This is a genomic window from Streptomyces sp. NBC_01216, assembly GCF_035994945.1.
Lineage (GTDB): Bacteria > Actinomycetota > Actinomycetes > Streptomycetales > Streptomycetaceae > Streptomyces.
On the sequence record NZ_CP108677.1, the window covers coordinates 507,029 to 531,974 of the forward strand.

A 24,946-nucleotide genomic window follows, 5' to 3' on the forward strand; every position below is an offset into this window, starting at 1 on the left:
GGTCGTCCGCCGGATGGGAATCTCCTTCCATGGTCCGAGATCGGCTCCTCGGCGCAACCGGACGGGGCGTCGGCGCCGAAGGGTACGTTCCGCGCGGGCCGACGGTTCAACGGCGGGGCCGAGACGCCGTCCTCCGGCGGGCCGGGCCGCCGGGTGCGGTCGCGGTCCACAGGTCAGTGCTGCGGCACTCCGCGCAGGGCCCGGTCGAGCCCGTCCTGCGGGAGCCCGGACAGGGCGCGCAGGAATATCTCCTCGTAGGTGGGGGAGCCGATCGTCGCGCGGGCCGTGGTCTCGTACTTGAGGCGGAGGTCGCGCATTTCGGGCATGCCGCGCTGGGGGTGGCCGGTGGAGCGCCAGTACGCCTCGCTGGTACCGGAGACGTCTGCGGCGAGTTCGCCGTCCCCGTCGGCGGCGAGCGCGGCGGCGAGGACGTCGAGGCCGAGGGCGACGCCGAAGCTGTCGCCGAGCAGCCGCTTGCCCTCGAGCATCTCGCGGGCGTGGCGGACCGCGGACGCGGGCTCCCCGCCGAGGAGGCCGGTCAGGGCGAGCTGGTAGTCCAGGCAGGCACGGGTCCAGTGCTCGTCCAGGTCGAGGCAGACCGCCCGGAGGGCGAGCGCCTCGGCGCGTGCCTCGTCGAGGCGGCCGAGTCCGGTGAGGCCGAAGACCCGGACCAGGTGGCAGCGCATCCGTGCCGCCGAGTCGGCGGGGGCGCCGGGCGCGGCGGCGAGGACGTGCCCGACCACCACGAGCGCGGCCATCGGACGGCCGGTGAGCAGCGCTATCAGCCCCGCGAGGTAGGCGGCGTCCAGGGTGCGCTCCCCCGGCCCGGTCCGGTCGTCGTACTCGGCGTGCCGCGCCTCGCGGGCGCACCGCTCGCTGACGTCGTGAGCGAGTCCGAAGTCGCCCTGGAGGGTCAGGGTCACCCCAAGCGCCCACAGCGCTCGGGCCCGGTCGGGGCCGCGGGTCTCGCTGAGCAGCAGCGCCTGCTCAAGGTAGTCTCGGGCCTCCCGCAGCCGGCCGCAGCAGGACCAGAAGAACGCGGCGGAGCCGACCAGCGCGAGCGCGTCGTCCGGGTCGGTGCGCAGCAGACGGTCCAGGCCGGTGCGCAGGTCGGTGTGGCGCTCGTCGAGCGTCTTGTACCAGGAGAGCTGCCGGGGACCCAGCCATTCGGCGTCGGCCCGGCGGGCGAGCTCCAGGCAGGAGGCGGCGTGCCGGTCGGCGACCCGTTCCGTCTCTCCGAGGCGTTCCAGCCAGCCCGCCCCGTACTCGCGGATCGTGTCGAGGAGCCGGTAGCGGTTGCCTTCCCGGCGCACCACCGAGCAGCGGACCAGCGCGTCGAGGGCGGCGGGCAGGGTCTCCGGGGTGAGTGGGCCGCCCTGGCAGACGAACCCGGCGGACGCGAGGTCGAAGGGGCCGCGGAAGACGGTCAGCCGGGCCCAGAGCAGGCGTTCCAGCGGCTCGCACAGTTCATGGCTCCAGCCGATGGCGGCGCGCAGCGTCTGGTGGCGTTGCGGCCATACCCGTTCCTCGTGCACGAGGAGGTCGAAGCGGGAGTCGAGCTGGGCGCGGACCGCGTCGACGCCCTGGATGCGAATCTGGGCCGCGGCGAGTTCCAGGGCGAGGGGGATGCCTTCCAGCCGTACGCAGATCTCGGTGGCCGGACCGGCGCGCCACTGGCCGGGTAGGCGCGCGGTCCCGCCGCGCTGCTGTCCGGTCGCGCGCCGGCGCAGCAGGCTCACGGCGTCACGGCCGCCGGACGGCAGGGGTTCGAGCGTGAACACCCGTTCGCCGTCCACGCCCAGCGGGCGCCGGCTGGTGACGAGGACGGTGAGTGCGGGTGCGGCGGCGAGCAGGTCGGCGAGGAGTCGCGCGCAGGGCTCGGCGACATGGTCGCAGGAGTCGAGGACGAGCAGCAGCCGCTGGGGGGCGAGCCATTCCGCCAGGGCGCCCGACGGCATGCCGGGTGTGTGGTCCGACAGGTCCACGGCGTCGGAGACGGTCGCGACGAGCAGCCGGTCACCGTCCAGGGCGGTCAGGTCGGCCCACCAGGCGCCGTCGGGGAAGCCCCCCGCGGCCTGGCGGGCGACATGCAGCGCGAGCCTGGTCTTGCCGACCCCGGCGACCCCGGTGACGGTGATCAGGCGATGCTCGGTCAACTCGGCGGAGAGCCGATCCAGTTCCGCGCGACGTCCCACGAAGTCGGTGTTCTCGTCCGGTAGATGTCCACGCACGAGAGCAGTGTCCCTCATGACGCTCCCGAGCGGAGGCCGCTCCCCCGGTCATACGACGTTCACGACCACGGAGTGCCAGCCGGTGGCCCCGTCGGGCACGGTGCCGGCACGCCGCTCGGTCTGCACCTGTCCGGTGCCGTCGGTGGCACGGACGGTGAGGGTGTGCCGGCCGGGTTCGGCCTGCCACCGGTACACCCACTGGCGCCAGGTGTCCCGGCTGTCCTCGGCTCCGAGTTCGGCCTCCTGCCAGTGGCCGTCGTCGATCCGTACCTCCACCCGCCGGACACCCCGGTGCTGCGCCCAGGCGACGCCGGCGACCGGGACCGTGCCCGCCTCCGGGCGCGCGAAGGACCTCGGGGTGTCGATCCGGGCCTGGGTCTTGACGGGTGCGCGGGCCGCCCAGCCTCGGGGGACCCAGTAGGCGTCGTACGCGTCGAAGGTGGTGAGCTCGATGTCCACGATCCACTTGCAGGCGGAGACGTATCCGTAGAGTCCGGGCACGACCATGCGGACGGGGAAGCCGTGCTCGAAGGGGAGCGGGGCGCCGTTCATCCCGAAGGCGAGGAGCGCGTCCCGGCCGTCCAGCACCGCTTCGACGGGGGTGCCGATGGTCATGCCGTCCGCGGAGCGGGCGACGATCTGGTCGGCCGGGCCGCCCTCGGAGGGTGCCTTGACACCGAACTCGCGCAGGAGGTCGGCGAGCCGTACGCCGAGCCAGCGGGCGTTGCCGACATAGGGTCCCCCCACCTCGTTGGAGACACAGGCGAGGGTGATGTCCCGCTCGACGACCTCGCGGCGGAACAGGTCGTCGAGGCTGAGCATCGGTTCGCCTGTCACGCCGAGGCCGTTGATCCGCAGGCGCCAGCCGTCGGCGTCGACCTTCGGGACGATGAGGGCGGTGTCGACCCGGTAGAAGTCCTTGTTCGGGGTGACGAAGGGGCTGATGCCCGGGACCCGCAGCTGCGCGCCGGCCGGGACCGCCGGGGCGGCGGAGGCGGGGCGCGGCAGCCGGAGGGTGTCGCGCGAGGTGACGGCGTCGCGGCTTCGGGTGCCGCCGAGGGCGCGGCCCAGCGCACCGGCGACGGTGGCGGCGACGGCCGTGGAGGCGGCGACCAGCAGGAATCCGCGGCGGTCGGCTGACGCGGCCCGATCCGGCGAGGTCCCGGGTCGCGGGGCGAGTAGCCGCCCGATCAGCGCGTACAGCAGCGCCGCGCCGGCCACGGCGCCGATCAGTGAGGGCAGCGCGTCCGTGAAGGAGTCGGAGTCCGGGCGGTTCACGGCGGCGACCGCGCCGACCACTCCGAAGGCGAGGACGGCCGCCGCCCCGGCGAGGCGGTGGCGCAGGGCGAGGACTCCGACCAGCGCGGCGAGTACGGCCAGCACGGTGAGGATGCCGGTCTGGAGGACGATCTTGTCGTTCTCGCCGAAACTGCGGATCGCCCAGTTCTTCAGCCCCACGGGCGCGAGGTCGATGGCCGCCCCGCCGACGGCCGCGACGGGGCTCGCCTCCGGCCGGGCCGCGGCAACGACGAGTTCGGCGACCGCCAGCGAGACGAAACCGGACAGGAGACCGCCGAGCGCGGCGAGGAGGCGGTCAGTCGGGGTCGGCTCACGGGGGGATGCTGAGGTGGTCATGCTGGAAGGTACGGCACCGGAGGAGCCGCGGCGAGGTGGAATCACCCGCGAGGTGTACCCGATCGGCGCGCGAGTGGTCCAGCCGGAGCACGGCACGCCGGGGGCGCCGCACGCCGGGGGTGGGCGAGAGCGGGCCGGGCGGGACGCGCTCTCCTCCTCGGGAGCGCCCGGCCGGGAGCGCCTGGGCCGGGTCCTGGGCGCGGCTCCGGCAGGGGTTTCCGCGACCGTCGGGAGGGCCCGGCCACGCGGCCGGGCCCGGCACCCGAGGCACTCCGATCCGGTACGCACCGATCGCGCAGCGCTTCATGGGGCGAGCGGGGCCGCGACTCACTGTCCGGGCTGCGCGGCCAGGCAGTGGCGCAGCCGGTGGAGCCCTCGCCGCGCGTGGCTCTTGACGGTGCCGAGCGGCATGCCGGTGCGGGCCGCGATCTGCGTCTGGGTGAGGTCGCCGTAGAACGCCATGGCCAGGACCTCCCGCTGGACATGCGGGAGCTTGGCCAGCTCTCCGACGACGAGGACCCGGTCGAGGGCGCTGTCGGGACGGGCCGCGGGGTCCTCGGCCTGAGGGAGGGCGGCGCCCGCCGCGGCGACCAGCTCGCGCCGCCGGGTGCGGGCGGACAGGGCGTCGGCGATCTTCCGGCGGGTGATGCCGACCAGCCAGCCGGGCAGCGGTCCCCGCTCGGGCCGGTACCCCTCCCGGCCGCGCCAGGCGGCGAGGAAGACCTGCTGGGTCACGTCCTCGGCCTCCCGGAGGTCTCCGAGGCTGCGGGCCGCGAGCGTCTGCACGAGACCTCCCCAGCGCCGGTAGGCGGCGGCGAGGCACTCTTCGTCGCCCCGCACGAACCCGGCGGCGACCTCGTGGTCGAGCAGTTGTTCCTCGTCCTCGGGCGACGGCTGGATGGTGATGCAGGGTGCGGTCATGGTGACGGCTCCTTGGACAGGGACCGGAATCCACCGGTCGGCTGACGCGTCCCGAACACCGGAACTCCTCCAGACTCCGTCGCACCATCCCTCCCATACCACTCGCAACGATTCTGCGTCGTATGGTGGAACCATGACCGAGCACGCGCATGGCATCACCAGCGGGGCCGTGGCACGGCGTCTCGGGGTCGCCCCGACGACCCTGCGCTCCTGGGACCGGCGGTACGGCATCGGTCCGGCGGCCAGGGAGGACGGGCGGCACCGTCGGTGGACACAAGCGGACATCGCCGTCCTGGAGGAGATGTGCCGCCTGACCGCCTCGGGCGTCCCTCCGGCGGAGGCCGCGCGCGCCGCGCGGGCGGGTACGGGACCGGGCCCGGAACCGCGGCCGCTGCCGGTCGCCGAGCCGGCGCCCGTCCCGCGGCCCTCCGTTGCGCCGTCGCTCCCGGCCCGGACGGTACGCGGGTCCGGAGCCGGCGGCGGCCTGCCGCTGGGGCGGGCCCGCCAGGAGTGCCGCGGCCTGGGCCGAGCGGCCGTCCGGCTGGACGCGCAGGCCATGGACGAGATGCTGGGGACACTCATCGAGGAGTACGGACTGGTCGCGGCCTGGGAGGAGGTGATGGCACCGGCCCTGCACGCGGTGGGACGCAAGTGGGAGACCTCGGAGGACCGGTACGTCGAGGTCGAGCATCTGTTGTCCTGGCACGTCTCGACCGCGCTGCGCCGCGTGAGCACCGCCTCCCGCCCGTCGCTCCGGGCGGGTGTTCCTCCGGTCCTGCTGGCCTGCGTGCCCCACGAACAGCACACGCTCCCGCTGGAGGCCCTGACCGCCGGGCTCGCCGAACTCGGCTTGCCCACACGGATGTTCGGCCCCGCGGTGCCGCCCGAGGCGCTCGATCAGGCGGTACGCCGCACCGGTCCGGCCGCCGTCGTCCTGTGGGCCCAGGCCCGCTCGACCGCGAACCACCCGCTGGCCCGGCACGTCGCCGACACCACCTGGGGCGTGAAGGGCGCCCGGACACGGACGACCGTCCTGCTCGCGGGCCCCGGCTGGGCCGGCCCGCCCGCAGGCCCCGGCATGCTGCGCCCCGGCGGGCTGCGCGAGGCGCTCGCCCTGCTGCGCACCCTGTGCGAGGCCGCGAACACCGGCTCGGGGCCCGCCCCGGCCGGGCTCTGAACCCTGCCGAAGGCCCGCGAATCCGGGACCGGAGCCGTCAGGGGCGCGGGAAGGCCCAGGCGGGGCCGACCGCGCCGCACCGCGCGTTCAGTCCCTGCCGCGGGCGTGCCGGAAGCGGGCCAGTCCGTCGGCGAGTTCCACCAGCGGGTCGGGGTAGTCGTAGCGCGCGCGCTCCAGACCGGGCAGCTTCCAGGGTTCGTGGACCGCGGCGCCCTCGATGCCGGCGAGTTCGGGGACCCAGCGCCGCACGTACACGCCGTCGGGGTCGTACCGCTTGCCCTGGAGCACCGGGTTGAGCACCCGGTTGGGGCGGCTGTCGGTGCCGGTGCCCGCCATCCACTGCCAGTTGAGCTGATTGTTGGCCACGTCGCCGTCGACCAGCAGGTCGAGGAAGTGCCGTGCGCCGGCGCGCCAGTCGATGTACAGCGACTTGGTGAGGAAGGACGCCGCGAGCAGCCTGCCCCGGTTGTGCATCCAGCCCTCGTGGGCGAGTTGCCGCATGGCCGCGTCGACGACGGGATAGCCCGTGCGGCCTTCCTTCCACGCCTTGAGATCGGCCTCGGCCTCGCTTCCCCGGCGCCAGTGGTCCTCCTGCCCCCGGTAGTCCTCCACGGCCGCTTCGGGGCGGGCGGCGAGCACCTGGTGGTGGAAGTCCCGCCAGCAGAGCTGCCGTACGAAGGCGTCCGCGCCCGCGCCGCCGCGCGAGCGGGCCCGGTCGACGGCCTCGGCCGCGGAGAGCGCACCGAAGTGGAGGTACGGGGAGAGGCGGGAGGTGGCGTCGCCGGGAAGATCGTCGTGTCGCTCCTCGTAGGCGTCGGCGTGCCCGCTCAGCCAGGACGTCAGGCGCTTGCGGCCCTCGCCCTCGCCTCCCCGTGCCAGTCCCGGCGACAGGGTCGCGGGGTCCGGCCGGGCCGGCAGTGGCTCCGAACCGATTCCGGTCGGCACCGGGACCCGGCGCGGCGCGGCCAGGGGTTCGCGCAGCCCCTCGGCCGACCAGCGTCTGAAGTAGGGGGTGAAGACGGCGAAGTGGTCGGATCCGCTGGGTGTCACGGCGCCGGCGGGCAGTGCGGTGACCACGCCGTCGTGGACGTACAGGCGTCGGCCGTCGGCCTCCAGGCCGCGGCGCAGCCGATCCTCGCGATCGCGTGCGAAGGCGCTGCCGCCGGCCGCCATGTGGACCTCGTCGGCATCGGCCTCCCGCACCACCTCGCAGACCACCTCGACCAGTTCGCCGGTGCGCAGGACCAGCCGGCCGCCCCGCTCCCGCAGCCCGGCGTCGAGGCCGGCCAGGCAGTCGGCGAGGAAGGCAAGCCGGTTGGGCACGGCGAAACCGGCGCGGTCGACCGCCGGGTCACGGACGAAGAGCGGCACCACCTCGTCGCCCGCGCCGCCCAGCGCCGCCCTCAGCGGTGGATGGTCGTGCACCCGCAGGTCCGAGGTGAACAGGACGACCGAGACGTTCATGGTGCCACTCCTGGCTGCTCGTTCACCGGGCGGTGCTCGGCGCTTCGCGTCGCCCGCTGATCGGATTGCGCTGACATGTGCGTTGCCCCTTCGGCACGGCGCACGAGGCCGGATGCGGACGGGGCGCGGCGAGCGGGAGGGGACGGGGGCAGGGCGCCCGCGGCAGGGTTCCGTCCGTGTGTCCTGCCCCGCGTCTCAGAGCCTGTCGGGTGACGACCCGATCAGAGGCCACCCGACAGGCTCTCACCGTCCGGTCCCGGTCGGCGGGCGGGACCCGCCCTCCCCCGTCCGGTCGGCGCCGGCGGCGGTGGGTCCGGTCCACGCACCCGTGCCCGCCTCCGTCGCGGGCGCTTCGTCGCCGCCGGCCGCGGCCTCAGCGGCCTCGGCCGTCCGCGCGATGTTCCGTGCCATGCCTCCGAAGACCACGGTGTGGAAGGGCGAGACGCTCCACCAGTACGCGTGGCCGGCCAGGCCGTGCGGATGGAACAGGGCGCGCTGCCGGTAACGGGTCCGTCCCCGGCCGTCGCGCTCCGCGTACATCTCCAGCCAGGCCAGGCCCGGAAGCCGCATCTCGGCACGCAGCCGTAGCAGCCGTCCGCGCTCGATCTCCTCGACCCGCCAGAAGTCGAGCGAGTCCCCGACCCTGAGGTGGGAGGCGTCCCGGCGGCCCCGGCGCAGTCCGACGCCGCCGACCAGGCGGTCGAGCCACCCCCGGACGGCCCAGGCGAGCGGGAAGGAGTACCAGCCGTTCTCGCCTCCTATGCCCTCGATGACCCGCCACAGCGCGCGCGGCGTCGCGTCGACGAAGCGCTCCCGCTCGTCGGCGTACAGGCTGCCGCCGGCCCAGTCGGGGTCGGTGGGCAGCGGGTCGCTCGGCGCTCCGGGCACCGCGGCGGAGGACCAGCGGGTGGTGACACGGGCCTCGCGGATCCGCTGGAGCGCGAGGGCGAGCGCCGTGTCGAACGAGAGGGGGGTGCCGGGCGGGTCGGGAACGTAGACGGCGATGTCGTGCTCGTCGCAGACGACCTCGTACCGCAGTGACTCCGCCAGCGGGCGCGCGATGGACCGCGGTACCGGGGTGACCAGGCCGATCCAGTGACTGGACAGGCGGGGGGTGAGGACCGGCACGGGGAAGATCAGCCGCCGGGGCAGCCCGGCGACGGACGCGTATCGGCGCATCATGTCGAGGTAGGTGAGGACGTCGGGGCCGCCGATGTCGAAGGAGCGGCTCACCTCGGGCGGCATGCTCGCGCTGCCGACGAGGTAACGCAGCACGTCCCGCACACCGATGGGCTGGATCCGGGTCCGGACCCAGCTCGGGGTGACCATGACGGGCAGTCGCTCGGTGAGGTAGCGGAGCATCTCGAAGGAGGCCGAACCCGAACCGATGATCACGGCGGCGCGGAGCACGGTGGTCGGCACCCCGGAGTTCGCGAGGATCCGGCCGACCTCGGCGCGGGAGCGCAGGTGCGGCGAGAGTTCCCGCTCGGGGATGCCGCGCGGGGAGAGGCCGCCGAGATAGACGATGCGCCGGACACCGGCGGCCCTGGCCTGTTCGGCGAAGGTGTGCGCCGCCCGCCGGTCGGTGCGCTCGAAGTCGCCACCGCCGCCGAGGGCGTGCACCAGGTAGTAGGCGACGTCGATGTCCCGGAGGGCGCGAGCCAGCGACTCGGCGTCGGTGACGTCCCCGCGGACGATCTCGGCCTCACCCGCCCAGGGATGGTCGCGCAGCTTGGCGGGGGTGCGTGCGAGGCAGCGGACCCGGTGACCCGCGGCGAGCAGTTCCGGGACGAGACGTCCGCCGATGTACCCGCTGGCCCCGGTGACCAGGCAGCGGAGGGGAGTCGGGGTGCTTTCCGCGTCGTTCATGGGCAGCTCCGTTCCGAGGGCGGAGGTGACGGGGCGGGTACCCCGCCACGGTCGGTCGCGGGCGCCTCACCGGGCTCTTCCCGGCCAGGCGCCGCGGCGGATGCGCGGACCGGCTTCTATAGGCTGGTCGTGTGGCCAGCACTGACGAACGAGAGACCGGCGGAGCCGGGTCCGAGGGCGAGCCGGGAGACCTGCAGCGTTTCGCCGTCGAGCTGCGGCGGACGAACGGGGAGATCAACCGGCTCGTCCACGGTTTCGCACTCGCGCAGGGACTGCATCCCACGGACGTCCAGGCCCTCTCGGTCGTCCTCGACAGCACGGAGCCGCTTACACCGGGCCGGCTGCGGGAGCGGCTCGGGCTGACGTCGGGCGCCGTCACCGCCTGTCTCGACCGGCTCGAGCGGGCCGGGCACATCCGGCGGTCGCGGGAGAGCGCCGACCGCCGGGTCGTCCATGTGCACTACGTGGAAGGCGCTCGGGCCGCCGCGCGCAGCTACTTCATGCCGCTGGCCCAGGCGACGGACCGGGCGCTGCACCGGTTCGACCGGGACGAGCTGGCCGTGGCCTTGCGATTCCTCGGCGCGCTGAACGAGGAACTCGGGGCGCTGACACCGCCGCGCCGCTGACCGCCGGTCCACCTCACTCCCCCGCATGAGTTGAGAGCCTGCCGGGTGGCCTTCGACCGACAGGCGCCGAGGCGTCTCCCGCCTCCCCGCCTCCCCGCCTTCCCATCGCCTCCGGGCGATCCGTGCCCGCCGCCCGCATCCGCCTGTGCCGTCGGGGCGGAAGCGGCGCCGGACAGGGGCCGAGTTCCCCGGTTCGGCGGCGGGATCGTGGCACGATGCCGTGTCGTCAGGTCGCCGTGGTTCAATCTCTCTCAATCATTGAGATTGTTATTCCTTGAGATACATGCCTGGAGCTCCCATGTCTACCGCCGCACGCTGGGCTCGACGCCTGTTGCCCCTCGCCCTGCTGATCGTCTGGCTGGCCATCGGCGGCGGGCTCGGCCCATACGCCGGCAAGCTCGGCGAGGTCGCCACCAACGACCAGGCCGCCTTCCTGCCCCGCAGCGCCGAGTCCACCCAGGTGATCGAGGCGCAGCGGGCCTTCCGCCAGGACGAGACGCTGCCCGCGATCGTGGTCTGGACGGCGGACGACGACGCCCGGCTCGACGCCGCGCGGCAGGCCGCCGCCACCCGCGCGCTCGCCTCGCTCGACGGCCTGCCGGGGGTCGTCGGCACGCCGTCACCGGCGCTCCCCTCCGAGGACGGCCTGGCCCTGCGCGGCGTGGTCCAGCTCCGCACCGACCTCGGGGAGGAACTCGCCCCGACGCTCGACGCCATCGAGTCCGCCGCCGCGTCCGTGCCGGGCACGGAGGTGTGGCTGGCGGGACCGGCCGCCACCCGGGCGGACCTGTCGAACGCCTTCGCCGGCATCGACGGGCTCCTGCTCGCGGTGGCACTGACGACCGTGCTGCTGATCCTGCTGCTCGTGTACCGCAGCCTGCTGCTCCCGCTGGTCATCATCCTCGGCGCGGTGTTCTCCCTGGGACTGGCCTGCGCGATCGTCTACGTCCTGGCCGATCACGGGGTCGTCCGGGTGGACGGCCAGGTCCAGGGCATCCTGTCGATCCTGGTCATCGGCGCCGCCACCGACTACGCGCTGCTGCTGGCCGTCCGGTACCGGGAGGAGCTGGCGGCGAGCGACGGCGACCGCTACCCCGCGATGCGGTCGGCGCTGCGTCAATCGGTCGGCCCCATCACCGCCAGCGCCGCGACCGTGGCGCTCGGCCTGCTCGCCCTGCTGCTCAGCGACCTCACCAACAACCGCGCGCTCGGGCCGGTGGGCGCCATCGGCATCGTCTGCGCGGTGCTGAGCGCCCTCACCTTCCTGCCCGCGGTCCTGGTACTGCTCGGCCGGGCCGCCTACTGGCCCGCCAGGCCCCGGACGTCCGGGGCCGACCAGGGCGGCCAGGGAATCTGGCGGACCGTGGCGGCCCGGGTGGACCGCGCGCCGCGCAAGGTGTGGGCGGGCACCCTGGCCGTACTGCTGGCCTGCGCCGTGTTCGCCCCGGCCCTGGAGTCCAAGGGGGTCCCGCTGGACGAGATCTTCGTCGACGACGCGCCCTCCGTCGCCGCCCAGGAGACCCTCGGCCGCCACTTTCCCGGCGGGGCCGGGAACCCGGCCGTCGTGATCGCCGACGCGCCTTCGGCCGATCGGGTGATCGCCGCCGCCGAGGCGGTGCCCGGGGTCGACTCCGCCGCCGCCGTCACCGCCTCGGGCCGCCCTGGTGCCGGCGAGCCGCTGGTGGTGGACGGGCGGGTCAGGATCGACGTCACGCTCGAGGACGCCGCGGACAGCGTCCGGGCGGAGTCCGCCGTCGCCGCGCTGCGCGAGAGCGTGCACGCGGTGCCCGGAGCGGACGCCCTGGTCGGCGGCTACACCGCGCAGCGCTACGACACCCAGCGCACCGCCGAGCGCGACCGCATGCTGATCGTGCCGGTGGTGCTCGTCATCATCCTGGTGATCCTGGTCGGGCTGCTCAGGTCCCTGCTGCTGCCCGTCCTGCTGGTGGCGACGGTCGCGCTGAACTTCCTCGCCACGCTCGGCGTCGCGGCCCTCGTCTTCGAGCACGTCTTCGGCTTCACCGGCACCGACCCCTCGGTCCCCCTGTACGGGTTCGTGTTCCTCGTCGCGCTCGGGGTGGACTACAACATCTTCCTGATGTCCCGGGTCCGCGAGGAGTCCCTGCGGCACGGCGTCCGCGAGGGCGTGCTACGCGGTCTGACCGCGACCGGTGGCGTGATCACCTCCGCCGGTGTCGTCCTGGCCGCCACCTTCGCGGCCCTGGGCGTCATCCCGCTGGCGTTCCTGGTGCAGATCGCGTTCATCGTCGCCTTCGGTGTTCTCCTGGACACTCTGGTGGTGCGCTCGTTGCTGGTACCGGCCCTGGTGCGGGACCTGGGCCGCGTCGTGTGGTGGCCCGGCTCCCTCAGCCGCGGCACGAAGGCCGGGACTCCCACGCCCGAGGCGGCGAGCGGCACGCGTCCCCCGGCGTGACACGCACGCCGTCGCCGCGTGGTCCCCGGAGTACGCGGGACCACGCGGTGACACGGCGGAGGCGGCGCGCCCGGCGCCGGTCCGCGTGTTACTTCGGCATCAGGACCGTGTCGACGATGTAGACCGTGGCGTTGGCCGTCGGAACGTTGCCGCAGACGACCTTGGAGGAGTCGTTGACGGTGTAGCTCTCACCGGAGCCGCTGGTGGTGATCTCCCCCTTCTCGAGGGTCTCGAAGGAGCCGTTCTCCAGCTGCTGCGGCGTCAGCTTCTCGCCCACCACGTGGTAGGTGAGGATCTTGGTGAGGGTCTCCTTGTCGGCGAGCACCTTGTCCAGGTCCGCCTTCGGGATCTTGGCGAAGGCGTCGTTCGTCGGCGCGAACACCGTGATGTTCTCGGCGGTGTTCAGGGTGTCCACCAGACCGGCCTGCTTGACCGCGGCGACCAGCGTCGACAGCGCGGGGTTGTTCGACGCCGCGGTCGCCACCGGGTCCTTGGCCATGCCCTCGAAGCTTCCCGCGCCGTCCTCCGGTACGGAGGCGCAGGCGGGACCGAACGGACCGTCCATCGGAGTGTCGGACGACGCCGCGTCGGCCGACGTCGAAGCGACCGCCTCCGGCGCGGCGGCCTGCGAGGACGTGTCACCCGAGTCGGAGCACGCCGTGAGAGCGAGCGGCAGGACGACGGCGGCTGCGACGGCGACGGCGGCACGGCGGAAGATCTGGACGTTCATGGTCACTCCTCAGTCATGGGGCCTCACCCATCGGCGAAGCACACCCCCAATTCGGCGCACACCCCGCGTCCGGATGGGTCTGTCGCCCGAAAGAGTGGTGCGAACACGTGCGACCAGCCGGTTTCCCGCGTGCCGGGAAAAAGCGCGCCGTCCGGCCCATCCGGCTGCCCGTCGGCTCCGAATCAGTCCCGTATCCGAGTAACTTCCTGGAGGATCTCCCCGGTGAGAGAGAACGTGCACATCGGCAGGGCGCCGTCCGCGGCTCCGGACCTGCCGGAGCTGATGGGACGCGTCGCCCGCGGCGACCAGCAGGCGTTCACGGCCGTCTTCGAGGCCGTGTCCGGACCCGTGCTGGGGCTCGTCCGCACGGTGCTGCGCGACCCGGCGCAGTCGGAGGAGGTCGCCCAGGAGGTGATGGTGGAGGTCTGGCGGACCGCCGCCCGCTACCAGCCCTCGAAGGGGACGGTCATGAACTGGGCCCTGACCCTGGCGCACCGCCGCGCCGTCGACCGCGTCCGGTCCGAACAGGCGTCGTCCGACCGGCAGAAACGAGTGGCGCTCCTGGACCACACCACGGCCTTCGACGAGGTGGTCGAGCAGGTGGAGACCAGACTGGAGCGTGAACAGGTACGGCGCTGCCTGCGCGGACTCACCGAGCTGCAGCGCCAGTCGGTGAACCTCGCCTACTACCGCGGCCTGACCTACCGTGAGGTCGCCGAACTGCTGTCCCTGCCGCTCGGCACCGTCAAGACACGGCTGCGCGACGGCCTCATCCGGCTTCGTGACTGCCTGGGGGTGGGCGCGTGAACACCATGGAGCATCCGCACACGCTGACCGGCGCCTACACACTCGACGCCCTCGACACGGAGGAGCGCGAGGCGGTCGAGCGCCATCTGACGGACTGCGCCTCGTGCGCCCAGGAGGTCCTGGAACTCTCCGAGACCGTCACCCGGCTCGGGCTCGCCGTCGCCGCGTCCCCGTCCGCCACGATGCGCGCCGAGGTGATGCGGCGGATCGCGACGGTGCGGCAGGAACCCCCGGCGACCGCGGCGGCCCGCTCGGCATCCGGACGGCGGCGGTTCGGCGGCCTGTCGCACTGGGCACTCGCCGCCTGCCTCGCGGGCGCCGTCGCCCTGGGCGGAGTGTCCGTGTGGCAGTACCAGCGGGCGGAGGACGCGCAGCGCGAGGTCCAGCGGGCGCGCGGCGCGAGCGACGCGGTCGCGGCGGTGCTGGCCGCGCCCGACGCCCGGGTGAGCACCACCGCGCTGGACGACGGCGCGGTCGGCACGGTGGTGGTCTCCGCCTCGCTGAACCAGGCCGTGTTCGCGGCCTCGGGCATGCCGGCGCCGCCCAGTGGCAAGGTCTACCAGCTGTGGTACGACGACGCCGGAACGATGCGGTCGGCGGGTCTGATGGACGCGGACGCCCCGGCGGCGGCCCGGCTGCTGGCCGGACCGGTGAACCAGGCGTCGGGCATGGGCGTCACCGTCGAACCGGCGGGCGGCTCACCGCAGCCCACCTCCGAGCCGGTGGCCCTGATCGCCTTCCCGTCCACCTGACCGGACGGGCGGCGCGAGGAAGGCCGGACGACCGCCGGCGTCCTTCGCGGGACGGGGCGACGTCACTTCGTGTCGTCGCCCCGTCCGACGTGCTCGCCCGGTGTGGCGAGTTCCGCGACGGCGTCGGCGCCGACGACCGCGCCCGTGGACTTCCTCGCCCGGCGCAGCCGCCGTTCGAGCCGGCCCGCGAAGGTGGTGAGAGCGAAGTTCAGGGCGACGAACACCACCGCGACGACCGTGAAACTGGCGATGGTGTTCGCTCCGTAGTTCGCGCTCATCGGCCGGACCGAGGCCAGCAGCTCGGAGAACCCCAGCATCGCGCCGCCGAGCGCGGTGTCCTTGACGATCACGACGAGCTGGCTGACCAGCGCCGGCAGCATGGCGGTGACCGACTGCGGCAGCAACACGTACGTCATGGTCTGGCCCTTGCGCATGCCGATCGCCTTGGCGGCGTCGGTCTGGCCGCTCGGCAGCGCGAGGATGCCGGCCCGCACCACTTCGGCCAGAACGGACGCGTTGTAGAGGACGAGGCCGGTGACGACCGCGTACAGGGGGCGGGTCTCGGGACTGATGTCGGTGAACTCCGCGTAGGCGGCGTTGGCGAAGAGCATCAGGATCAGGACCGGGATGGCCCGGAAGAACTCGACGACGGTGCCGGCCGCGCCGCGCACCCACGCGTGGTCGGAGAGCCGGGAGATACCGAGCAGCGCGCCGAGCGGCAGCGCGATGACCATCGAGAGCGCCGCGGCGATCAGGGTGTTCTTCAGCGCGGGCAGCAGGAAGGTGGTCCAGGTCCGGGAATCCGTGAAGAACGGCGCCCACTTGGACCAGGCGAGCTGGTTCTTGTCGGCGAGGCCCGCCACCACCCACCAGACGAGGACGGCGAGGCCCAGCAGGAAGACGACCGTGTAGAGGACGTTGCGCCGTCGGCCCCGCGGGCCGGGGACGTCGTACAGGACGGTGGGCGACTCCTTCATCGCTTCACCGCCACCTTCTTGCTGACCCAACCGAGGAAGAGGCCGGTCGGCAGCGTGAGGCAGATGAAGCCGAACGCGAAGATCGCCGAGATCAGGATCAGCTGCGCCTCGTTCTCGATCATCTCCCGCATCAGCAGGGCCGCCTCGGCGACGCCGATCGCGGCGGCGACGGTGGTGTTCTTGGTGAGGGCGATCAGGACGTTCGCCAGGGGACCCACGACCGACCGGAACGCCTGGGGCAGGATGACGAGACGGAGGGTCTGCGAGAAGCCGAGCCCGATCGCGCGGGCGGCCTCGACCTGTCCGAGCGGCACGGTGTTGATGCCGGACCGAAGTGCCTCGCAGACGAACGCCGCGGTGTAGGCGGTCAGCCCCAGCACGGCCAGGCGGAAGTTGATGGTGGTGAAGTCCTCGGCGCCGAGACTGACGCCCAGCGTCTGGAAGAGGCCCAGGGAGGTGAAGACGATGATCACCGTCAGTGGGATGTTCCGGACGATGTTGACGTAGACGGTGCCGAAGCCCCGCATCAGGGGGACGGGGCTGACGCGCATCGCGGCCAGCAGCGTCCCCCAGATCAGGGAGCCGATCGCGGCGTAGACGGTGAGCTGCACCGTCACCCAGAACGCTCCCAGCAGGTCGTACCCTTCGAGGAAGTCGAACACGGCGGCCCACTCACTTGACGACGACGCCGATCTCCGGTGCGGGTTCGTTCTGGTACTCGGCGGGACCGAAGTTGTCCGTCACCGCCTGGTCCCAGGAGCCGTCGGCGACCATCTGCTCCAGAGCGTCGTTGATCTGGTCGGTGAGTTCGCTGCCCTTCTGGACGCCGATGCCGTAGTTCTCGTTGCTCATCTTGAAGCCACCGAGCTTGAACTTACCCTCGTTCTCGGGCTGTGAGGCGTAGCCCGCCAGGATCGAGTCGTCGGTGGTGATGGCGTCGATGACTCCGTTCTCCAGGCCGGTCAGGCACTCCGAGTAGCCGCCGTACTCCTGAAGCTGGGCCTGGGGCGCCAGTCGCGTCTTGACGTTCTGCGCGGAGGTGGAGCCGGTGACCGAGCAGAGCTTCTTGTTGTTGAGGTCGGCCGGCTTGGTGATGGAGTCGTCGTCGGCGCGGATCAGCACGTCCTGGTGGGCGAGCAGGTAGGGACCGGCGAAGTCGACCTTCTTCGCCCGCTCGTCGTTGATCGAGTAGGAGGCCGCGATGAAGTCCACGTCGCCTCGCTGGAGCAGGGTCTCGCGGTCGGCGCTCTTGGCCTCCTTCCACTGGATGTCGGCGGGGTCGTAGCCGAGCTGCTGGGCGACGTAGGTGGCCACGTCGACGTCGAAGCCGGTGTAGGTGCCGTCCGGTGTCTTGAGACCGAGGCCGGGCTGGTCGAACTTGATGCCGACGGTGATCGTGCCGTCGCCGCTGCCGGAGTCGCCTCCGCCGTCGTCGCTGCAGGCGGCCAGGGAGAAGGAGAGCGCCATCGCGGCGGCGACGGCGACGCCGGCCTTGGTGAGCTGATGCGTGTTCATGATCATCACCCTTGGGGGCTCCGGTGCGCGCGGATGGCCGCGCTCAGTGATGGAGGATCTTCGACAGGAAGTCCTTGGCGCGGTCGCTTCGCGGGTTGCTGAAGAACTCTTCGGGTGTCGTCTCCTCCACGATCCGGCCGTCGGCCATGAAGACGACGCGGTTGGCGGCGGAGCGGGCGAAGCCCATCTCGTGGCTGACGACGACCATGGTCATCCCCTCCCGGGCGAGTTGCTGCATGACCTCCAGCACCTCGTTGATCATCTCGGGGTCGAGCGCCGAGGTCGGCTCGTCGAAGAGCATCACCTTGGGTTCCATGGCGAGCGCGCGGGCGATCGCCACCCGCTGCTGCTGGCCGCCCGAGAGCTGCGCGGGGAACTTGTCGGCCTGGGAACCCACTCCTACCCGGTCCAGCAGCGCCCGGGCCCGCTCCTCGGCGGCCTTCTTCGGCTTCTTGCGGACCTTGATCTGGCCGAGGGTGACGTTCTCCAGCACCGTCTTGTGCGCGAAGAGGTTGAAGGACTGGAACACCATGCCGACGTCGGCACGCAGCGCGGCGAGTTCCCGGCCCTCCTCGGGGAGCGGTTTCCCGTCGACGGAGATCTCGCCGGAGTCGATGGTCTCCAGGCGGTTGATCGCACGGCAGAGCGTCGACTTGCCCGAGCCCGACGGGCCGATGACGACCAAGACCTCGCCGCGACCGACGGTGAGGTCGATGGACTGGAGCACATGGAGCGGACCGAAGTGCTTGTCGACGTTCCTCAGCACGACAAGCGCGTCACCACCCTCCGAAGCGGGCATGGCACCCTCCTGGATCACCGGCCCCCGTCACCGCCGCCTCCCCACGTTCATGCTCCGCCCTGCGCCGGGCCCGCGCACCCCGGAAGGGCCGCCCGGTGGGTCGGTCCGCCGGGGCCGGTGCGGCTCGGCGGTGCTCAGACCTCGGGCACGCGGGCGAAGCGTCCCGCCGTCCGGAGGTCCTGTTCGATCCGGGCGACCGCGTCGCGCAGCTCGGGCAGGACCTGGGTGACGCATTCCCCGGCATCGCGGCGACTGCTGTGCATGGCCACGTTGACCGCGGCCACGACCGTCCCGGTGCGGTCCCGCACCGGGACGGCGATCGAACGCAGCCCCTGCTCCAGTTCCTCGTCGACGAGGGCGTACCCCTGGTGCAGGACCCGGTCCAGGATCGCGGCGAGCTCCCGGCGCGCGGTCACCGTGTGCGGGGTGAGGGCCGCCGGCTCGATGCCGGCGAGCCACCGTGCGCGGTCGGCGGGCGGGAGTCCGGCGAGCATGACGCGTCCCATCGACGTGGCGTGGGCGGGGAAGCGCGTCCCGACGGTGATGTGGACGCTCATGATCCGCCGGGTGGCCACGCGTGCGGTGTAGCGGATGTCGTCGCCCGCGAGGACCGCGAGGGAGGCCGAGTCGTGTACCCGCCGGGACAGCTCGGCGAGGTGGGGTGCCGCGATCTGGGGCAGTGACAGCCGGGCGAGCGCGGGGTAGCCAAGGGCGAGGACCCGGGGGGTGAGCCGGAACAGACGCCCCTGCGCCTCGACGTAGCCGAGGTGCCGGAAGGTGATCAGGGCCCGCCGAGCGGTGGCCCGCGCCAGTCCGGTCGCCACGGCCACATCGGCCAGTCCGAGTGCGGCCCGCCCGTCGCCGAAGGCCGTGAGGACCGTGAGCCCCCGGGCCAGGGACTCGACGAATCCCCGGCCGAGCTCCTGCTTCGACGCGCGCGTCCAGCTCGCCAGGCCCGAGGGCGGCAGGGCGGGCGGACGGACCCGAGGTGTCCGGCGCAGCACCTCCTCCCAGCTCCGGGCCGCTGCCACGAGCCGGGGCAGCACCTTCTCGCGCAGCGACGACGCGCTGTGCCGGCTGGTGTGACTGACCACCCCGGCGGCGCAGACCACGGCTCCGTCGGGCCCGTGTACGGGGACGGCGAGGGCGATGAGACCGGGCTCGATCAGCTGGTCGTCGAGCGCCCAGCCCTGGTCCGCCGCGCGCCGGGCGCGCTCGGCGAAACCCTCCTCGCCCGCGCCGCCGTCCGTGAGCCGCGCCTCGGGGGTGGTGGTGTGGCGTCGTGCCCAGTCCTCCGGGGTCCATCCGGCGGCGAACACGGCTCCGGGCGCGGTGCGCTCGGCGGGCAGCAGGTCGCCGATGCGGAAGCTGAGGGACATCGCGCGGCGGCGGGTGGACTGGTGGACGAAGCGGATGCCGTCGCCGTCCGCGACCGCGAGCGAGACGGACTCGTCCAGCTCCTCGGCGAGGGCATCGGCGTGGGGTCCGATCAGATCGGGGAGGCGCAGGCCGGCCAGGTAGGCGTTGCCCAGCTCCATGAGACGCGGGGCCAGGAAGACCTGACGTCCGTCGAGGCGGACGTACCCCATGCGGGCGAGCGTGCCGGCCACCCGGTCGACCGTGGCGCGCGCCAGTCCGGTGCCGCGCTCCAGCTCACCGAGACCGAGCGTGCCGTCGGCCTCGGTGAGCAGCCGGAGGACGCTGATGCCGCGCAGCAAGGGACCGACGGCCTCCGGAGGGATTCCGGCACGGGAGTCCGTCTCGGTCCCGGAGGCTCCGGCGGCCTCGGGCACGGACGGGGACGCGGGCAACATGACGGACGCGCGACCGGAGGCCGCCCCGGCGCCGTCGGCGGAGCGGGCACCGGGCCGCTCGGCGGAGGCGTCGCCGGAAAGGGCGTCGGGTGTGGTCCGCCTGGTCGTGGTGGTGGGGACGGACTCCGGCGCGGGTTCCGCGGGCGGTGCGGACTCGGTGGCTGGCATGGGATCTCCCTGACGGATCGTGGGGACACCGTAGTGAAGACCGGTGGCAGGGGGTCGCGGGTGTCCACGCGGGGCGGTCTCGGCCGGGTTCGTCGTCCGCCCGAGCCACGGCCGCGGATGCCGTCCGGGCGCCGCTCCCCTACGGACACGGCGCGCCAGGCGCGGCAGTAGGGTGAACGCGTGATCGCCACCTGGGACGAGACGGGGACCGGTGTTCTGCCGCTGCCTTCCGGGCGGCTCGTCCGCGGGCGCGGACTGCGTCGCCCGCTTCCGCCGGGTGCGACGCCCCACTTCGCCGTCCACCTCCTGGGCAGGCCGCCGGCGGGCGGGGTTCCCTGGGAGGTCCGGTGGCTGCGCTGGCCCGACTTCCGGTTGCCCAGCAGCCCCGCCGACGCCCGGACGGTGCTCGCCGAGAGCTGGGAGCGGGCGGTGGACCGGCGCGTGGAGATCGCCTGTGGCGGCGGTCGCGGCCGGACCGGCACCGCCCTGGCCTGCCTGGCCGTCCTGGACGGTGTCCCGCCCGATCGGGCCGTGGCGTACGTGCGGCGGCACTACCACGCTCGCGCGGTGGAGACCCCGTGGCAGCGGCGCTATGTGCGCCACTTCGCCGACCGGGTGTGAGGGCCGGCACCCGGCCGTGGCTCCCCGCCGTGGCGGTGGTTCCGGCGCGGCACGGCGGACGACCGCGAAAGAAAGGGCAAGGACCTCACATGCTCCTCGCCACTCTCAACCTATAGCGCACGGGGGGCCTTGCGACAAGGCCCCGGTGCTGCCGCAGAATGGCCGACCGAAGCCGGAGCCCCGCGGAGCCGACGGCCGAGCGGTGCCCCCGTCCGTCCCCGGGGACACGCGTGGCGTACGTCGGGCACCCGCGGGCGTGCGGCGGCGCAGCGCGGGCGGGCGCGACGCCGGACCGTACGCCGGGGAGGCGGCACCCCTCTTCCTCGAATGGATGTGTACATGATCGATGTGATCGTGGTCGGCGGCGGACCGACCGGGCTGATGCTGGCGGCCGAACTGCGGCTGGCCGACGTGCGGGTGGTCGTACTGGAGCGGCTCGCGGAGCCGACGGGACAGTCCCGCGGGCGTGGCCTGCACGCGCGGAGCGTCGAGATCATGGACCAGCGTGGCCTGCTGGACCGTTTCCTCGCGGTCAGTGAGACCTTCCGGGTGGGCGGGCTGTTCGGCGGCGTCCACAAGGCGTGGCCGGAGGGGCTGGACACGGCGCACCCCTATGGTCTCGCCACGCCACAACCGGTCACCGAGCGGCTGCTGGAGGAGCACGCCCGGGGGCTCGGTGCCGAGATCCGGCGGGGCCATGAGGTGGTCGGGCTCAGCCAGGACGAGGACGGGGTGACCGTCGGGCTGGCGGAGGGGACACGGCTGCGCTCGCGCTTCCTCGTCGGCTGTGACGGTGGCCGCAGCACGGTGCGCGGGCTGGCCGGCATCGGGTTCCCCGGTCAGCCCGCCACGGTCGAGACGCTGCTGGGCGACATGGAGGTGTCCGAGGAACCGGCGACGGTCGCCGCCGTCGTCGAAGAGGTCCGCAGGACCCAGTTGCGGTTCGGCGCGATCCCCGACGTGGACGGAAACGAGGGGGTGTACCGCATCATCGTGCCCGCCGAGGGCGTGTCGGAGGACCGCTCGGCCGCCCCGACCCTCGAGGAGTTCAGGAACCGGCTGCGGGCCGTCGCGGGAACCGACTTCGGCGTGCGCGCTCCTCGGTGGCTCTCCCGGTTCGGCGACGCGACCCGCCAGGCCGAGCGCTACCGGGCGGGCCGGGTGCTGCTGGCCGGGGACGCGGCGCACATCCACCCTCCGACCGGCGGACAGGGCCTCAACCTCGGTGTCCAGGACGCCTTCAATCTGGGGTGGAAGCTGGCCGCGGAGGTGAACGGCTGGGCGCCGGACGGACTTCTGGACAGCTACCACGCCGAACGGCACCCGGTGGGTGCCGACGTGCTGGACAACACCCGGGCGCAGATCACGCTGCTCGGGACCGATCCGGGTGCGGTGGCGCTACGGGACCTGTTCTCGAAGCTGATGGACTTCGAGGAGGTGAACCGGTACGTGACCGGGATCATCACCGCGGTCGGAGTGCGCTACGACGTCGGCGAGGGCCATGAGCTGCTCGGGCGGCGGCTGCGGGACGTGCGGCTGAAGCGGGGGCGTCTCTACGAACTGATGCGCGGCGGACGGGGCCTGCTGCTGGACCGGACGGGCCGGCTCTCGGTGTCGGGCTGGGCGGACCGGGTGGATCACGTCGTCGACTTCGGCGAGGACCCGGACGTGCCCGCGGCGCTGGTGCGGCCGGACGGTCATGTCGCGTGGGTCGGCGAGGACCAGGAGGATCTCCGGGCCGCCCTGTCCCGGTGGTTCGGCGCCGCCGCCGGCTGAGTACCCGGCCCCGGACGGGCATGCCAACGCCGGACGGAAGCGGGCCCCCGGATCAACGCACGCCCTGGGGACGGACCGCCGCCGGACGGACGTCGTCGCGACCGGAAGCCCGGCGGCCCCGCCCCGCACCCTCCCGGCGAGCCCCGGGAGGGGCGGCCGGGCGGGGCAGGGGACGACGCGCCCGGTCAGCTGCGCAGCGGGCCTTCACAGGTGAAGTCCGAGGTACCGGCACGGCGGTCGGACCAGATGGCCACCGGGCCGAAGGCGCAGTTCATGTCGTCGAAGTTGTCCCCGCCGGCGAGGCTCCGGTCGAGGACGAAGTAGTCGACGGTCTCCGACATGTCCTTGAACACCCGGTCGGGGTCGCCTGCGTCCGCGAGGTTGGCCGTGATGCGCCCGGTGCACCGGAACCGGGGCAGGGCCGGGTCGGCACTCTTGGTGCAGGTGGGGGTGACAGCGGTGGCGGCGGCGAACGCGGAACGTATCCTTCCGGGCGTGGCGTGCCGCAGTCCGGCCGTCGGCCGGTGACCGGTGTCCGGCACGAACAGCTCGTCCACCCGGGCGATCTGCCGGTCGAGGAAGGCGTCGTAGTCGCGCTGGGTCCCGGCGTCCGCGCCGATCAGGTCGCGCCAGGTGTCGAAGCCGCGCACGTCTCCGGCGCGGAGATAGCCGTACATGGCCTGGAGCAGCGCGGGGCGCTCCGTCCAGAGGTACTCGAAGAACGTGCCGGCGTAGCTGTAGAAGCGGAATCCGTCGCCCTCGTAGGTGGCGTGCAGGATCCGGTCGACGCTCATGCGCGGGCCGCCGCCCGCGGTGTCCCTGATGACGCCCTCCACCAGGGACTTGCGCACGGCGATGCCGTCGTCCCGGGTGGCGCCGTCGAAGAACTCGGCCGTGCCCTCGTCCATGGCGGTGGTGCGGTCGTTCTCGTACCAGGGGCCCTCGCCGAAGAATCCGGGAACGGCATAGCGGCCGTTGAGGTAGTGGACGTACTCGTGGCGGAAGAGCTCTTCGAGGGTGAGACGGGAGTCCTGGGGCACGCGGCGCTGGTACGTGTAGAAGGTGGCGCCGCGTTCGATGTAGACGCCGCCGTTCTCGGTGCCCATGCCGGTGAGGAGGGGGTGGTACGTCTCGTAGTCCCGGCGCGAGGCGTACAGGACGACGCTGAGGACGTCGTTGGGGTCTCCGGCCAGCGGCTGTTCGGTGCCCAACACCCGGTGGAACTGCGCTTTGACCTGCTTGCTCGCGTAGTAGAGCTGGTCGACGGTGGCCCGGTCGAGTCCGGTCCTCACCGTGATGGCGCCCTTGTCGTAGGTGTAGGTGTACGGGAAGATCCGCGCCTCGATGTCGGCTTTGCAGACGTCGTACGGCGCGCAGGCCCCGAAGTAGTCGAGCCAGCCGACCAGGGAGGCCCAGGGAGCGCTGCCCAGGCCGAAGCCGCTCTCGACCGGGCCGAGCAGCGCGCCGAGGTCCGCGACGATCTCGTCCCTCAGGCTGTCGATCCGGCCGAAGCGTCCGTACTCGCCGAGGGCGTCGCGCACCAGCCACGCGTTCGGCGTGTCCTTGAGATGGGTGTGGCCGGCGAAGGACTTGAAGGCGGCTCGGTATCCGGGGTCGCGGGCCACGGCGGCGCGGAAGGCGGCGTCCTGGTTGCCGGGGTAGAGGCCGAGGTAGTTCACGGAGAGCGCGGCGAGCGCGGCGCCGGCCCAGGCGGTGTCCCCGGAGGTCGCGGGGTGGCCGGCGTCCATCCGGGCCAGGACGTCCTCGATCAGTCCGAGTTGGTGCTCGCGCAGGCCGGGCGCACTGCCCGCGTAGAGGGCCTCGCGGAGGGTCCGGGCGTTCTGGGGAGTGACGTCGAAGGTGTGCGGGGCGGCGGCGAACGCGGCGATCGCGGCGCGCATGGCCTCGACGGTGGGCGCGTCGGTGATGTCGATCTCGGGGCGGCCGAAGTCGTGGTAGGCGACGGCGTGGAGGTAGGTGAACATCTCGGGGAGATGGGTGGAGCCGGTGCCGTCGTGCCCGGCGGAGAGGGAGGTGACGCGGGCGGCCACGGCCTGGACGTGGGCGTCCGACATCACGGGGGCGAGGCGTGCTTCCCAGGTCCAGAGGAGGGTACGCAGACAGCCCTCGGCCTGGACGGCGGGGTCGGCGAGGAAGTCGGCCAGCTGGGCAGGCGTCAGACCTGTGACGCCGTCGAGCGTGCAGGGGACGCCGGCGGCCGTGACGGGCGCTCCGGCCGCGGTCCGCGCGGTGTCCGAGGCGATTCCGGTGTCCGGAGCGGGCCGGAGGCCGGGCACCCGTCCGGCGGTGACGCCACGGGGCGCGGCGCCGGGCTTTCCCGGGGTGGCGGGGGCCTTCGCCAGGCGCTCGACCTCGTCCCGCGGGTCCGAGGCGTGGGCCGGGCGTGCGGCGGTGACCGGGGCGGCCTTCCGCGCGGCGAAGGCGGCGGGGACGCCGGGGTCCGCCGCGTGGGCGCTCTGCGCGAGGGGTGCGGTGAGGGCGACCGCGAGCGCGGTGGCGAGGAGGGAGGTGCGCATGGCTCTGTGCTGGGACACGAGGTCTCCTGACATGGGGGGTGATGAGAGCCGAACCGCCCCGACGGACAGCGCCGTTGGTCTGCCCGGGCGACG

19 protein-coding genes are annotated in these 24,946 nt (G+C 73.3%); 7 read left to right on the plus strand and 12 right to left on the minus strand.

The window, feature by feature from the left end; genetic code table 11:
- Positions 1-173: 173 nt before the first annotated feature.
- The 3 genes from OG393_RS02205 to OG393_RS02215 all read right to left on the minus strand — a co-directional run bounded on the left by OG393_RS02205 (position 174) and on the right by OG393_RS02215 (position 4,787).
- Positions 174-2,249: an ATP-binding protein gene (locus OG393_RS02205; protein WP_442817247.1), complete on the minus strand. Its 2,076-nt coding sequence runs from the start codon at positions 2,247-2,249 to the stop codon at positions 174-176.
- Positions 2,250-2,279: 30 nt separating this feature from the next.
- On the minus strand, positions 2,280-3,866 hold the full coding sequence (locus OG393_RS02210; protein ID WP_327372814.1) for a molybdopterin-dependent oxidoreductase: 1,587 nt from the start codon (positions 3,864-3,866) through the stop codon (positions 2,280-2,282).
- A gap of 327 nt (positions 3,867-4,193) precedes the next feature.
- The gene (locus OG393_RS02215; RefSeq protein WP_327372815.1) at positions 4,194-4,787 is read right to left on the minus strand and encodes a sigma-70 family RNA polymerase sigma factor; all 594 of its coding nucleotides are present in this window, start codon (positions 4,785-4,787) and stop codon (positions 4,194-4,196) included.
- 133 nt (positions 4,788-4,920) lie between these two features.
- On the opposite strand from OG393_RS02215, the gene OG393_RS02220 reads away from it, so the two are divergent.
- Positions 4,921-5,964, plus strand: a complete 1,044-nt coding sequence (locus OG393_RS02220; RefSeq protein WP_327372816.1) for a MerR family transcriptional regulator — start codon at positions 4,921-4,923, stop codon at positions 5,962-5,964.
- Between the two features lie 87 nt (positions 5,965-6,051).
- Here the strand turns inward: OG393_RS02220 and OG393_RS02225 are convergent, their stop codons facing one another.
- Both OG393_RS02225 and OG393_RS02230 read right to left on the minus strand, forming a co-directional pair.
- The gene (locus OG393_RS02225; RefSeq protein WP_327372817.1) at positions 6,052-7,428 is read right to left on the minus strand and encodes a cryptochrome/photolyase family protein; all 1,377 of its coding nucleotides are present in this window, start codon (positions 7,426-7,428) and stop codon (positions 6,052-6,054) included.
- A 243-nt stretch (positions 7,429-7,671) separates the two neighbouring features.
- On the minus strand, positions 7,672-9,297 hold the full coding sequence (locus OG393_RS02230; RefSeq protein WP_327372818.1) for an SDR family oxidoreductase: 1,626 nt from the start codon (positions 9,295-9,297) through the stop codon (positions 7,672-7,674).
- Positions 9,298-9,428: 131 nt separating this feature from the next.
- Between OG393_RS02230 and OG393_RS02235 the strand changes: the two genes are divergently transcribed.
- Together OG393_RS02235 and OG393_RS02240 are read left to right on the plus strand one after the other, a co-directional pair.
- Positions 9,429-9,923: a MarR family winged helix-turn-helix transcriptional regulator gene (locus OG393_RS02235; protein ID WP_327372819.1), complete on the plus strand. Its 495-nt coding sequence runs from the start codon at positions 9,429-9,431 to the stop codon at positions 9,921-9,923.
- A 298-nt stretch (positions 9,924-10,221) separates the two neighbouring features.
- Positions 10,222-12,357 (plus strand): MMPL family transporter, encoded by a 2,136-nt coding sequence (locus OG393_RS02240; protein WP_327372820.1) that lies wholly within the window; start codon positions 10,222-10,224, stop codon positions 12,355-12,357.
- Between the two features lie 88 nt (positions 12,358-12,445).
- On the opposite strand, the gene OG393_RS02245 is transcribed toward OG393_RS02240, so the two are convergent.
- Positions 12,446-13,087, minus strand: coding sequence for a fasciclin domain-containing protein (locus OG393_RS02245; RefSeq protein ID WP_327372821.1), 642 nt, complete (start codon positions 13,085-13,087; stop codon positions 12,446-12,448).
- 222 nt (positions 13,088-13,309) lie between these two features.
- Here OG393_RS02245 and OG393_RS02250 point away from each other — a divergent pair, with 222 nt between their 5' ends.
- Together OG393_RS02250 and OG393_RS02255 are read left to right on the plus strand one after the other, a co-directional pair.
- Positions 13,310-13,894 (plus strand): sigma-70 family RNA polymerase sigma factor, encoded by a 585-nt coding sequence (locus OG393_RS02250; RefSeq protein WP_327372822.1) that lies wholly within the window; start codon positions 13,310-13,312, stop codon positions 13,892-13,894.
- A gap of 5 nt (positions 13,895-13,899) precedes the next feature.
- Entirely contained in the window at positions 13,900-14,646 is a 747-nt protein-coding gene (locus OG393_RS02255; RefSeq protein ID WP_442817394.1) for an anti-sigma factor, read from the plus strand.
- A 62-nt stretch (positions 14,647-14,708) separates the two neighbouring features.
- Here OG393_RS02255 and OG393_RS02260 read toward each other — a convergent pair whose 3' ends face one another.
- The 5 genes from OG393_RS02260 to OG393_RS02280 all read right to left on the minus strand — a co-directional run bounded on the left by OG393_RS02260 (position 14,709) and on the right by OG393_RS02280 (position 19,751).
- Complete coding sequence (locus tag OG393_RS02260) at positions 14,709-15,623, minus strand: amino acid ABC transporter permease (RefSeq protein WP_327372824.1); 915 nt, start codon at positions 15,621-15,623, stop codon at positions 14,709-14,711.
- Complete coding sequence (locus OG393_RS02265) at positions 15,620-16,285, minus strand: amino acid ABC transporter permease (protein ID WP_327372825.1); 666 nt, start codon at positions 16,283-16,285, stop codon at positions 15,620-15,622. The genes OG393_RS02260 and OG393_RS02265 overlap by 4 nt, the downstream gene beginning before the upstream one ends.
- Positions 16,286-16,295: 10 nt before the next feature.
- Positions 16,296-17,138 carry a glutamate ABC transporter substrate-binding protein gene (locus tag OG393_RS02270; RefSeq protein ID WP_327372827.1) on the minus strand — a complete coding sequence of 281 codons (843 nt, stop codon included), beginning with the start codon at positions 17,136-17,138 and terminating at the stop codon, positions 16,296-16,298.
- Positions 17,139-17,181: 43 nt separating this feature from the next.
- Positions 17,182-17,937: an amino acid ABC transporter ATP-binding protein gene (locus OG393_RS02275; RefSeq protein ID WP_327372828.1), complete on the minus strand. Its 756-nt coding sequence runs from the start codon at positions 17,935-17,937 to the stop codon at positions 17,182-17,184.
- Positions 17,938-18,071: 134 nt separating this feature from the next.
- Positions 18,072-19,751, minus strand: coding sequence for an IclR family transcriptional regulator domain-containing protein (locus tag OG393_RS02280; RefSeq protein WP_442817395.1), 1,680 nt, complete (start codon positions 19,749-19,751; stop codon positions 18,072-18,074).
- Positions 19,752-20,099: 348 nt separating this feature from the next.
- Between OG393_RS02280 and OG393_RS02285 the strand changes: the two genes are divergently transcribed.
- Together OG393_RS02285 and rox are read left to right on the plus strand one after the other, a co-directional pair.
- Positions 20,100-20,540 (plus strand): protein-tyrosine phosphatase family protein, encoded by a 441-nt coding sequence (locus tag OG393_RS02285; protein WP_327372830.1) that lies wholly within the window; start codon positions 20,100-20,102, stop codon positions 20,538-20,540.
- Between the two features lie 339 nt (positions 20,541-20,879).
- On the plus strand, positions 20,880-22,316 hold the full coding sequence (gene rox / locus OG393_RS02290; RefSeq protein ID WP_327372831.1) for a rifampin monooxygenase: 1,437 nt from the start codon (positions 20,880-20,882) through the stop codon (positions 22,314-22,316).
- Positions 22,317-22,501: 185 nt separating this feature from the next.
- On the opposite strand, the gene OG393_RS02295 is transcribed toward rox, so the two are convergent.
- Entirely contained in the window at positions 22,502-24,871 is a 2,370-nt protein-coding gene (locus tag OG393_RS02295; RefSeq protein WP_327372832.1) for a collagenase, read from the minus strand.
- Between the last annotated feature and the right edge of the window lie 75 nt (positions 24,872-24,946).